The sequence below is a fragment of the Apilactobacillus pseudapinorum genome, from assembly GCF_040369555.1.
Classification (GTDB): domain Bacteria; phylum Bacillota; class Bacilli; order Lactobacillales; family Lactobacillaceae; genus Apilactobacillus.
The window spans coordinates 19438-30889 of the sequence record NZ_BAABVU010000005.1; the positions used below are offsets into that span (position 1 = coordinate 19438).

The following is an 11452-nucleotide window of genomic DNA, read 5'->3' on the forward strand; positions in this document are numbered from 1 at the left end:
ATGGCAACAGAATATAAGAGTCATGAAACCTTAGATTTAATTGAACAAATAACCCGTTTGGACGGAACTAAGTATATGGAAATTAGTAATATGGTTCAAAACGGGAGAGCGGAATTAGCAGCCGAAAGAGGATTTATTAAAGAAGTCCGTATTCTTCAGTTGAACATTCCACACTCTGAACATGTGATTAAGTATGAAGCTTATATTAATCAAACTTATACAATGCCTGATGAAAGCATGGATCACTTTGAAGAATGGGAAAGAACTGAAGATATTGAAAAAGAGTTTCAATTGATTTTGAAAGAAAACCACATTGGATAATAAAAAAAGGACGTCATCGGTAGGTTGATGACGTCCTTTTGTAATATGTGTCCACATCGTTTGTTGCGAAAAAATAATAGCAAAATAACAAGCAACATTTAGTGGGATGACTTGAATATGTATCTCATATTATAAAGGATGAGATAGTCGATGACAATATAAATCTGGCAAAAAGATTAAAAAAATAAATGCTTTAATATGTTATTATTATAACGATTTGAAAGTGCTTATAGCTGATTTACGAAACCAAAAAATTAGGGAGTTTTTAATATTATGAAACCAATTGTTAAAGAATTATTATTAAATATCGCAATCTATATTTTTCCATTTATTTTTATTTTGAGTGGACTTAGTGGGAATTTAGTGATGATGAAAGTCGGTTTCTTTTTAACCGCATTTATTGCAGCTTTAATGACGATTATTTATGTATTATACATATTTACCCATAGAAAAAAAGAAAGGGCCTTATATCGTCAAATTTTGCTTTTGATTCATTTAGTGATGTTAATCGGAAGTATTTTGTTCTTAATTTAATAAAATAGATTATTGTAAAATGAATTAATTAGGTCTATATTAGTCTTAAATTATTTATAAGTTAAAAAATAATACAGAAGGAGGGAATTGATTATGAATTTTAAATTCTCGAAAAGAGTACCAAACCTAGATGATGATGTGGTTGGTGAAATCTTAAAAGTCGCAGGTGACCCAGAGATTATTTCATTCGCTGGTGGATTGCCGGCACCAGAATTGTTTCCAGTAGAAGCGATGCATGAAGCAGCCGATAAAGTTTTTAATAAATACGGTAAAGATGCATTACAATATACCGCTTCAATTGGAAATGCTAAATTAAGAGAATCAATTGCTCATCGAATGCAAACTAACAAGTTTGTACATACTACCATCGAAAATATTTGTATTACTACTGGATCTGAACAATCTATTGATTTAGTAGCTAAAATGATGGTAAACGAGGGCGACGTCATCTTAGTGGAAAAGCCCACATACTTATGTGCTTTAGACGTATTTAAAAGTTACGGAGCTAAAGTAGTTGGCATTGATATGGATGAAGATGGGATGTTAATGGATGCGTTAGAAGCTAAGCTAACAGAATATCAAGAAGCTAAATTAATTTATACAATTCCCAACTTCCAAAATCCTACTGGTCGTACTATGACCGCAGACAGACGCCAAAAAATGGTTGAAATTGCCGAAAAACATAACGTTATTATCTTAGAAGATGATCCATATGGAGAAATCAGATATTCTGGTGAAGTTGTTCCACCAATTAAGCATTATGATAATAATGGAACAGTAGTTTATATGAATACATTTTCTAAGATTTTAGCTCCTGGTCTAAGACTAGGCTGGATTGTTGCTGATAAATATTTTATTGATGCTTTTGTTGTTATGAAGCAATCTGCTGATTTACATTCAGACAATCTATCTCAATACATTGTCGCTCAATACATGGAAGACAATGATTTAGATAAGCACATTCAATCCATTTCAGACGAATACAAAAAGCGTGCCACAATGATGTTAAATGAAATTGATGCACAATTCCCTGAAGGGGTTAAACATAGTAATCCAGAAGGTGGGATGTTCATCTGGGTTGAAGTACCAGGAAACGTTAACACAATGGATTTATTCTATAACTGCGTAAAGCATAACGTTGCCTTTGTTCCAGGTGAACCTTTTTATCCAGATGAAGTGATTCCAGGGACCTTTAGAATGAACTTCTCAAATATGAAAGATGATCAAATTCATGAAGGAGTTCGTCGAATGGCAGTTGCTATTAACGAAATGATGTAATAAAAAAACACTTATCAATTTTGATAAGTGTTTTTATTTTTATAGATTATGTCTGGAATGAATTGAGTGATAAATCTTTCTTTGAACTAAATATTGATCATGTTGCATTGTAATAAATAGTGGGGAAGATTCTTCAATTACATTACTAAATTCCAGTCCATACCATGAGATAGGGGAGGCTGTAATGTTTTGTAAGAAGATACGTCCAGAAATAAGTTGTCTATCAAAGGCGTTAATTTCTGAGTTTAATGCTAAATCAGAAGGACGTTCATTGATAATTACGAACTTAAAGTCTCCAACGTTACCACGTTTTCCAGTTGAACTATATGTTTGCTTTTGTGGATCAATAACACCTTGTTTGATTAGGTAGTTAACAATTTGATGTAGGTAAATACTTACACTTTGTTGCTTTCTAAATCCAAGGTAAAGTTGAACATCTACAATGTTCTTAGTTTCGATAAGGTCAACAGTGTAGTTACTTTCGTATGGGTTACTTGTTTCATTAACAGTAACGAACCAGTAAACTTTAGCACGTTTTGGTTCCTTATCTAAAATAGAATACATTGTACTACGTTTGATTTGATAATCATTCTTAATCTTAGTCATGTAAACCAAGTTAGAAGTGTATAGCGGAATTGATTCATCTTCACTTAATTGTGTTAATTGATCACGATATTCAAGAAGAGAAACATATTCGCTTTCACGTTCATAATGGTCACGACGTTTGTTACCGAAGTACCATAGAATCATGATGATTAAGATTACACCCATGATGATTAGGGTAACGAATCCACCATGAACAAATTTAACAATACTTGCGATGAAGAATGTAAATTCAATTACTGCAAAGAATGCAGCAATTAAAAATGCCCATAGGCGTCTCATTTTACCTGATAGGTATTCAAATAATAGAACAGTAGTCATCAACATAGTAACCGTGATAGCCAAACCATAAGCTGATTCCATTCTTTCTGAACTACCAAATGCCCAAACAACGATGAAAGTAACGATACATAAGAACCAGTTAACAGTTGAAATGTAAATTTGGCTTCTAACATTGCTTGGATGTCTAACAATCATTCTAGGTAAGAACTTCAAACCAATAGCTTCATCAACTAATGTAAATGAACCAGTAATCAACGCTTGAGATGCAATGATAGCAGCTAAAGCAGCAATTACAATTGCGAATCCACGTAGTGATTCTGGAAGCATTTCATAGAATGGGTTCAAACTTGATAGATGAGCAAATTGTGGGTTATGTGCATTGTTAATAACCCAAGCACCTTGACCTAAGTAATTCATTACTAAAGAGAAGTAAACGAATGGCCAAGTACCGTATATGTTTTTCTTACCAACGTGTCCCATATCTGAATAAAGTGCCTCAGCACCGGTTGTAGCAAGGAAAACACTACCTAAAATGAATAATCCCACTTTATTAACGGGACTAAATAGAATTTCAATCGCGTAAATTGGGTTAAATGCACTTAAGATAATAGGGTATTTTAATAAATTAACAATCCCCATAATTGCCAGGAAGGAAAACCAGATTAACATAACTGGTCCAAATGAATTCCCAATAATTCCAGTTCCAAATCGTTGAATTAAGAATAATACCAATAATACTAATGATGTAATGATTAGAACAGTTTCTTGAGAGTTACTGAATGAGATAGGACCAAAATGTTGTCCTTTCAAGCCTTCCAAAGCAGAAGTTACTGAAACGGCAGGAGTTAGAGTCCCATCAGCTAATAGTGCGGCACCACCAATTAAGGCAGGCCATACTAACCATTTGGCCTTTTTTCTAACTAATGCGAATAAGGCGAAAATTCCACCTTCACCGTTGTTATCAGCACGCATGGTAATTAATACGTATTTGATTGTGGTAATCACCATAAGAGTCCATATGATTAATGAAATGGATCCAATTATATAAAAAGGTTTAATGTCAGACATTTTTCCGGCATTACCAATAATGGAATTCATTACATATAGTGGTGATGTACCAATATCACCATAGACAATTCCTAAAGTGATTAGCATTCCCATAAAGGAAATCTTATCAAATTTAGCTTTCATGACTAAATCCTCCAAAAATAATTATGTAAAAATTCACACATTAATAAAGTACAATTTACCACTATTTTAAGCTAGTTTAAAGAAAAAAATGAAAAAGGTTCTATTAAATGTTAAATTTAATGGTATAAAAATTCTAAGAAAAGGGGTCGTTTACCAATATGATAACTACTTTATTTAAAAATATAGCTAAAGATAATGTCGTTAAAATCGTTTTAACAATCTTTATTATATTGATGTTTTTCAAGCAACCAGATTTTCATGATATTGATGTGAATACAATTTTAATCTTATTCAATTTAATGTTAATTATTGAAATCGTAAAAGAAACTAACATATTGAATTATTTTAGTGCCTTGATTATAAATCATGTTTCCAATTCGCGCCAAATAAATGCATGGTTAGTAATATTATCTTTTTTTGGTTCCATGATAGTTACTAATGACGTCGCAATAATTACATTGGTGCCATTATACATATTGATTGCCAAACAGTATCAATTAAATATTGCTTATCCAGTATCGTTGATAACGATTGCTGCAAACATGGGTAGTGCAGTTACGCCGATAGGGAATCCTCAAAATGTTTTTTTAGTTGAAAATTTTCAGGTTGGTTTCATCGATTTTATGGCACAATCACTGCAGATTTTATTCGTTGGGATTGTTATCATGATAATTCTAGTGAATCTAAATCATAAAAAAGAGATTGGATTACAATCTATTCCAATCCCCACCATAAAAAGAATGGATTTAGTATGGGTGATCGGGTTATTTACGATAGTTTTATTGTCTCAATTTAATATTATTAATATCTTAATTCCATTAATATTAGTGATATGGAAATCCACTAAATTAAATCCAAAAATGCTTGTTAAAATTGATTATTCATTATTAATTACGTTTGTTTTCTTCTTTTTAATTGTTGGAATGATAAGTAAGATGCCAATTGTATCTGAATATATTGATCATTTTATTAAAACACCGCAAAGCACATTTTTAACATCAATCGGAATTAGTCAAATTATCAGCAATGTTCCTTGTGCAGTCTTAATTGCTAAATTTTCCGGTCATTTTAGTGCGATATATTGGGGAGTGTCGATTGGTGGGTTAGGGACGTTAGTTGCTTCTCTCGCCAATTTATTAGCGTTTAAACAAATTGCTAATTATGCAAGGGATGAAAGACTTAACTTTATCAAAATTTTTACCGGACTAAATATCGGTTTATTAATAATCTTAATAATTATAAAGATTATCTTAATATAATAGAAATTCACTAAACTTTCTCATTTTTTGTGTAATAATTATGTTATTCACTTAAATTCGAAGGGAATGATTGATATGTACACAGATTTAAATGGCAAAGTAGCAGTCGTTACTGGTGCTTCCAAGGGGATTGGAAAGGCAATTGCTTTACGTTTAGCGCAAGAACACATGAAATTAGTTTTCAACTATCATTCTGATCAAAACGGTGCGCAAGTAGCCGTTGATCAAATTAAGCAAAATGGTGGAGATGCAGTAGCCGTTCAAGCTGATGTTTCGAAAGAAGAAGATGTAAATAAGTTAGTTAAGACTGCCGAAGAAGAATTTGGTGGATTAGACTTATTTATTAATAATGCGGGGATGGAAAAAGAAGTTCCTACACATAAGTTAGAATTAAAAGATTGGCAACGAGTAATTGATGTTAACTTAACTGGTACTTTCTTAGGTACCAAAGCAGCATTAAATTACTTCTTAGATCACAATCAAGCAGGAAACATTATTAACATGTCTTCTGTTCATCAAACAATTTCTTGGCCTCATTTTGCTGATTATTCAGCATCAAAGGGTGGAAGTAAGTTATTTACTGAAACGGTTGCTAAAGAATATGCTCCTAATAACATTAGAGTTAATTCCATCGCACCTGGTGCAATTAACACACCAATTAATGCGAAGAAATTTGCTGATCCAAAAGCTTATGCTGACACAGCTGAATTAGTACCAATGAACAGAATTGGGAAACCAGAAGAAGTTGCAGCAGCCGCAGCGTGGTTAGCTTCTAGTGAATCATCATACGTAACTGGTGAAACAATTTACGTTGATGGTGGAATGAAACTTTATCCAGAGTTTAAAAAAGGCCGCGGATAAATAAAAAAGATGGCATCAATATAGATACCATCTTTTTACTTTTTATAAAGCGCTACTACCAAAGTTTTTTGGTTGAATAGCCACTTCAATAATTGGATATAACATTAAGATTCCTAGAAAGGCAAATCCAATTTCATATGATTGGTTTTCTGGGAAGAAACTTGATAATGCAGAAACGACAACTGTTATAAGAGAAACACCTAACCCTTGGGCCATTGTTTGTAAAACGGAACTAAGTGTATTGGCTGAATTTCTTTCTTCAATTGGGATTTCTGAGAATGTGACCGCGTTATAGCAAGTCAAAGCTAAGGAACGTCCACATCCTGAAATAAACGCTAATCCGGAAATGATGACACCGAATGTTGTTGGGCGAATCATTGCTAAAGCGGCTGTACTAATTGCGACTGTGAATAATGCAATTAATAATGAAGCTTTATACTTAATGCTGCGAATTATAACGTTCGTAAAAGGCTTAATACCAATGTTTCCAATGAAAACGAAAATCACGTAATATCCGGCTACCAAAGCTGACCAGTGAAAAACAGTTTGTAGATACACGGTTAGTAGGTAGGGAAGTGCCCCTACTGATAGCCATAGGAAGGTTCCACCAGTTTGATAAATTCTAAAAGAACTAACCTTTAGGGCTTTAATATCAAATAATGGAGTCTTTACATGTGAAAGATGGTAGCCGACCACTAGGATCATGAATAAACCAAGCAACACTAATAAACCGGCAATAGGCCAGAAATTACGACCATATGTGGCAATTTCTGCACCTATTAAAATGAATCCAGATGAGATTGCGATTTCTAGAAAACCGATAAAATCAAATTTATCTTTGCTTTTCTTCAAATCTTTTTCGACTAACTTGATTCCGATTAGAATAGCTAATAAACCAATTGGAACGTTAATTAGGAAAATCCATTGCCAAGTTAGATATTTAACGAAAAATCCACCAATAATTGGTGCAATCGCTGGAGCAATAAGCGCTGGCCAAACTAGGTAGTTTGCCATTCGTAATAGTTGGTTTGAAGGAGTTCTTTCCAACATAATTAAGCGGGCGGTTGGAGTCATTAATGATCCAGCAAACCCTTGCACGAAACGACTAATTAAAAGGACAGCAAAACTAGGAGCTAAAGCGTCACCTAATGAGCTTAATACAAATAATAAAGTCGCGATTAACCAAGCGTTTTTCTTACCAATGCGTTTAGCAATCCATCCACTTAGTGGAATAAAAATTGCCATGGTGATAAAGTAAATGCTGACAGTTAATGAAAGAGAAGAAGTCGGCACGTTTAGGCTTCTTCCGATATAAGGAAGTGCGGTAGTTACAATGGTTGCATCTAAAAATTGCATGAATAAACTGGATGCCATTAATAGAGCAACTTTAATATAATTGCTAATAATAAATCATGTCCTTTCAAAAGATGTCATAAAAAAGTATATCATAATAATTGAAAAGGCCATGAATATCATAAAGAAGGAAACTAAAACGATTAATTAATAAGAAAGGGGCAATTGATTTGATTAAAATACATCAATTAACTGATTCCAAATGGGTGGAAATGGTTGATGCAAATACCAAAGAGGTTGTTGATACAATCGACGAATATAAATTACCTAATATCCTAAAAGGGTACATGTTGGATGCTCATGAACATTCACGTTTTGAATATAATACGGTTAAGAAGTACTCCGTTATGATCATGCGTGCGTTGATTTCTGGACAAGATGAAAACGTACAAACCGCACCGGTTATTATTGCTTTCACTAATGATTTAATTATTACTAAGAGTGATTCCAGATACCGCATCAAACAAGAAACCAGATGTAATAAGTTTGATATGATTTTCAATATGCTTCAAAGAATTAATAAGCCATATATGAACAAGTTGGATCAAATTAACGAATCTGTTGAAAACTTACAAAATAGTCGTAATAAAAGTCGCGTTAACAATCGTCATCTAAATGAAATTGCGATTTTAAAGAACGACCTTGTATACTTAAAAACAGCTACAGCCGCTAACATAATGGCGATTAATCAACTACAAAAATCTAGTGATAACTTTGAAATTCCAATTTCATTTAACCATCGCCAGGATCAACACATTGATGATGTTGCTGTTGAATACGATGAAAGCAAGTACATGTTTGATGTGCTAGATGAAATTGTTAGTCAAATTGAAGATACATACAGTAACATTATTAATAACAACTTGAATGATGTCATGAAAGTTTTGACTGTTTGGTCATTGATTTTAGCAATTCCACCAATTATTAGTGGGTTCTACGGTATGAACGTTGGGGTATTACCATTTGCCAATAGTAGTTGGTCATGGTTCTTTACATTGGTAATTACAGTCGCAATTATTTACTGGATGCTATACTACTTGAAAAAACATCATGATTTGTAAAAATGGTACGACTTTTAGTCGTGCTTTTTTACTATTTGTTATAAATTATTAAGAATTAGTTAATTATTGAAGAAATTAAATGTAAGCGCTTTACTATAAAATGACATGATTGTATAATAATCATTGTTAGTTGGGGATAGCCCCAATTATTAATCGATAAAAAATGACAATAAAATCATAATAAGTGTAAAAAGGAAGTGTTAAGATGGACATCTTAATCGGAATATTACCTGCACTACTTTGGGGTGTAGGTCCTCTAATTGCTACCAAGTTTGGTGGTAAACCAATCGAACAACTATTAGGAACTGGGTACGGACAACTAATTGTCGGAATTGTAATCTACATATTTACTAGACCAGCAATTTCATTCAACGAATTCCTATGGCCATTCTTAGGAGGGGTTGCATGGGCAGTTGCTCAATACATGCAATTCAGTTCATTTACTAAGATGAACGTATCATCAGCAATGCCAATTTCAACTGGACTACAATTAATTGAAATTCCACTTTGCGGTGTTATCTTCTTCGGAGAATGGGGTAGCCCATTAGCTAAATTAATTGGATTCTTAAGTATCGCACTTCTAATCCTTGGAACTACTTGTACCAGCTATGTTGATAAAAAAGTGGTTAGAAAGAAGATGGATTACAAAGCCGGAATTCCATTGTTAGTAATTGGTTCATTCGGATACACAGCATGTTCTGTATTCCCAAGAATCACTAACGCTTCTGGTTTAGTTGGTTTATTACCACAAACATTCGGAATGATGTTAGGTGCATTGATTGTTGCCTTCGTTCTAAATGGATCAGAAACATTTGGTTACTTGAAGTCAAAAGTAACTATGAAGAGTGGAATCATCGGAATTCTTGGTGGATTAGGTACATTAGCTTACCTAACATCATTAAAACTAAATGGTGTTGCTAATGCTTTCCCATTAACTCAAATGAACGTGGTTGTTTCAACTATCGGTGGTTTGATTATTCTAAAAGAACACAAGAATAAGAAAGAAATTACATTTACAGTAGTTGGTCTATTAATGATTGTTATCTCAGCAATCTTAATTGGACATCTTGAATAATAAAAAAGACCTGCCAAATTGGCAGGTCTTTTTTGATGTTAGATTGAATGAACAATTCGTAAAATTCCATTCACTAAGAAGAATAATCCAACTAGGAGTGCGACTGATATAGCTGAAGCAACAGGGGAAGCAAGAAGTAAAATTCCTACCACAATTCCGACAACTGCAAAAGTTATATCCATAACATACCATCCATGGCTAATATCCTTGATGTATTTGGCTAGTGATAATGCTGTTAAAGAATCTAAAATAAACATGATTGCAAAGAAAATAGCAATGTATAAAATTCCGAATGCAGCATTGAAAAGCATTAAAATACCGATAAGGATATCTATGATACTATTAAAAATGATCCAAGTTTTAGATTCAAAAATATCAGATAAGTGGGTGATTTTGAAAATACCAGTAATAATTGAAAAGACAGCCACAATTATTACGATAGTGCTAAATGTAATATCAGGACGATTTAGCGTTATAATTCCAACAATCACACCTAGAATACCTACGATGAATGAAAAAGGATCAAATTGATTTAGTTTATTCATTATTTTCACCTCTTTTAGTATTGATAATTTCATTATAGTTCACTGAAATCATGTTAAGTGTATTCGACAGGCATTCTTAAGATAATCTTAACGTTTATGAAAGATGATGGGCTGATTTATTTTAAATCAGTTAATGAATATGTATAATTAATTTAGATTAATTATAGAGGGATGTTTAATGAATCAACTTATTACCGTACTGGAAAGACATAAAAATTTAATTAAAGTGAAGTGTAGAGGCGAATTCGGTTACTTTTTTCCCACTACTAATTTAGTTAACAAAGAAGCCAAGGTCGAATCATTTGTAGACGCTGAGCAATTGTTAAAAGAATTTTTACATCGAGAAAATGATGAGTTAATAATGGTTCCTCGTTTCTTTGACTTTGAAAAAAACATCTTCACAATTCAAGGTATCTCTAAATCTGACATCCAAAAGGGATTGGATGGAGATTTAGGCACCTTTGATATTGACCCTGATGGCAACATAAAAAAGCAAGCTGAATAATTCAGCTTGCTTTTTTGTTAAATAATTGATTCAAGTTCTGTTTTAAGTAATGCGATTTTATATTTTTGTCTATCCAGTTGTCCACTAATAAGTTGATGATCATCGGTGAAAATATCAGCATTGATGTTAATCAATGGATTGGTGGATAGTTTAGCCATCTTTAAACCGACTGCAACTAGGTCAAGCGCGATTTGAGCTTGTAGTCCACCATGACTACCATATGAGATAAATGAAACTTTCTTATCACGCCATTCACTGGCTAGATAATCAATAGCATTCTTAAGAACGGCAGGATATCCCCAGTTATATTGTGGATAAAGGAAAATAACGGCATCCAAAGATTTGATTTTTTGCGACCATTCCTTAGAATGATCTTTTTGATATTGTTGTTTAGCAGGTATTTCTGTCTCGTCTAAAAAGGGCAGATTGATTTGGCTTAAATCTAGTACTTCAGTTTCATAATCTGATGAATCTAAATTGTTATGTACCCAATTGCCTATTTCGGGACAGATACGACTAGGGAGATTACTGCCTAAAATAAGGCCAATTTTTTCATGTTTAAATTCTCCTTAGTAAAAAAAGCA

12 protein-coding genes are annotated in these 11452 nt (G+C 33.0%); 8 read left to right on the plus strand and 4 right to left on the minus strand.

The genetic code is table 11. The features are described 5' to 3' along the window. The 3 genes from ABWU86_RS00120 to ABWU86_RS00130 all read left to right on the plus strand — a co-directional run bounded on the left by ABWU86_RS00120 (nt 1) and on the right by ABWU86_RS00130 (nt 2133). Nucleotides 1-321 carry a hypothetical protein gene (locus ABWU86_RS00120; RefSeq protein ID WP_293793002.1) on the plus strand — a complete coding sequence of 107 codons (321 nt, stop codon included), beginning with the start codon at nt 1-3 and terminating at the stop codon, nt 319-321. A 273-nt stretch (nt 322-594) separates the two neighbouring features. Beyond that, nucleotides 595-855 (plus strand): hypothetical protein, encoded by a 261-nt coding sequence (locus ABWU86_RS00125; protein ID WP_293793001.1) that lies wholly within the window; start codon nt 595-597, stop codon nt 853-855. 93 nt (nt 856-948) lie between these two features. Then, on the plus strand, nt 949-2133 hold the full coding sequence (locus ABWU86_RS00130; protein ID WP_293793000.1) for an aminotransferase-like domain-containing protein: 1185 nt from the start codon (nt 949-951) through the stop codon (nt 2131-2133). A 39-nt stretch (nt 2134-2172) separates the two neighbouring features. Here the strand turns inward: ABWU86_RS00130 and ABWU86_RS00135 are convergent, their stop codons facing one another. Then, a complete protein-coding gene (locus ABWU86_RS00135) occupies nt 2173-4209 on the minus strand; it encodes a KUP/HAK/KT family potassium transporter (RefSeq protein WP_293792998.1) in 2037 nt (678 codons plus the stop codon). 158 nt (nt 4210-4367) lie between these two features. Between ABWU86_RS00135 and ABWU86_RS00140 the strand changes: the two genes are divergently transcribed. After that, nucleotides 4368-5468: an SLC13 family permease gene (locus ABWU86_RS00140; RefSeq protein ID WP_293792997.1), complete on the plus strand. Its 1101-nt coding sequence runs from the start codon at nt 4368-4370 to the stop codon at nt 5466-5468. A 75-nt stretch (nt 5469-5543) separates the two neighbouring features. Next, nucleotides 5544-6329 carry a glucose-1-dehydrogenase gene (locus ABWU86_RS00145; RefSeq protein ID WP_293792996.1) on the plus strand — a complete coding sequence of 262 codons (786 nt, stop codon included), beginning with the start codon at nt 5544-5546 and terminating at the stop codon, nt 6327-6329. Nucleotides 6330-6371: 42 nt separating this feature from the next. On the opposite strand, the gene ABWU86_RS00150 is transcribed toward ABWU86_RS00145, so the two are convergent. Beyond that, entirely contained in the window at nt 6372-7703 is a 1332-nt protein-coding gene (locus ABWU86_RS00150; RefSeq protein WP_353320820.1) for an MFS transporter, read from the minus strand. A gap of 149 nt (nt 7704-7852) precedes the next feature. Between ABWU86_RS00150 and ABWU86_RS00155 the strand changes: the two genes are divergently transcribed. Together ABWU86_RS00155 and ABWU86_RS00160 are read left to right on the plus strand one after the other, a co-directional pair. Further along, a complete protein-coding gene (locus tag ABWU86_RS00155; protein WP_293792994.1) occupies nt 7853-8743 on the plus strand; it encodes a magnesium transporter CorA family protein in 891 nt (296 codons plus the stop codon). Nucleotides 8744-8948: 205 nt separating this feature from the next. Further along, nucleotides 8949-9818 (plus strand): GRP family sugar transporter, encoded by an 870-nt coding sequence (locus tag ABWU86_RS00160; RefSeq protein ID WP_293792993.1) that lies wholly within the window; start codon nt 8949-8951, stop codon nt 9816-9818. Between the two features lie 38 nt (nt 9819-9856). Here ABWU86_RS00160 and ABWU86_RS00165 read toward each other — a convergent pair whose 3' ends face one another. Beyond that, the gene (locus ABWU86_RS00165; protein ID WP_293792991.1) at nt 9857-10363 is read right to left on the minus strand and encodes an HdeD family acid-resistance protein; all 507 of its coding nucleotides are present in this window, start codon (nt 10361-10363) and stop codon (nt 9857-9859) included. A gap of 178 nt (nt 10364-10541) precedes the next feature. Between ABWU86_RS00165 and ABWU86_RS00170 the strand changes: the two genes are divergently transcribed. Beyond that, nucleotides 10542-10868 carry a hypothetical protein gene (locus ABWU86_RS00170; protein WP_293792989.1) on the plus strand — a complete coding sequence of 109 codons (327 nt, stop codon included), beginning with the start codon at nt 10542-10544 and terminating at the stop codon, nt 10866-10868. 17 nt (nt 10869-10885) lie between these two features. Here ABWU86_RS00170 and ABWU86_RS00175 read toward each other — a convergent pair whose 3' ends face one another. After that, nucleotides 10886-11416 carry an NADPH-dependent FMN reductase gene (locus tag ABWU86_RS00175; RefSeq protein ID WP_353320923.1) on the minus strand — a complete coding sequence of 177 codons (531 nt, stop codon included), beginning with the start codon at nt 11414-11416 and terminating at the stop codon, nt 10886-10888. Nucleotides 11417-11452 lie beyond the last annotated feature (36 nt).

Bases quoted from the DNA above. Each gene is read 5' to 3' on its own strand.
- ABWU86_RS00120 (WP_293793002.1), top strand. From the start codon at position 1: ATGGCAACAGAATATAAGAGTCATGAAACCTTAGATTTAATTGAACAA.
- ABWU86_RS00125 (WP_293793001.1), top strand. From the start codon at position 595: ATGAAACCAATTGTTAAAGAATTATTATTAAATATCGCAATCTATATT.
- ABWU86_RS00130 (WP_293793000.1), top strand. From the start codon at position 949: ATGAATTTTAAATTCTCGAAAAGAGTACCAAACCTAGATGATGATGTG.
- ABWU86_RS00135 (WP_293792998.1), bottom strand. From the start codon at position 4,209: ATGAAAGCTAAATTTGATAAGATTTCCTTTATGGGAATGCTAATCACT.
- ABWU86_RS00140 (WP_293792997.1), top strand. From the start codon at position 4,368: ATGATAACTACTTTATTTAAAAATATAGCTAAAGATAATGTCGTTAAA.
- ABWU86_RS00145 (WP_293792996.1), top strand. From the start codon at position 5,544: ATGTACACAGATTTAAATGGCAAAGTAGCAGTCGTTACTGGTGCTTCC.
- ABWU86_RS00150 (WP_353320820.1), bottom strand. From the start codon at position 7,703: ATGGCATCCAGTTTATTCATGCAATTTTTAGATGCAACCATTGTAACT.
- ABWU86_RS00160 (WP_293792993.1), top strand. From the start codon at position 8,949: ATGGACATCTTAATCGGAATATTACCTGCACTACTTTGGGGTGTAGGT.
- ABWU86_RS00165 (WP_293792991.1), bottom strand. From the start codon at position 10,363: ATGAATAAACTAAATCAATTTGATCCTTTTTCATTCATCGTAGGTATT.
- ABWU86_RS00170 (WP_293792989.1), top strand. From the start codon at position 10,542: ATGAATCAACTTATTACCGTACTGGAAAGACATAAAAATTTAATTAAA.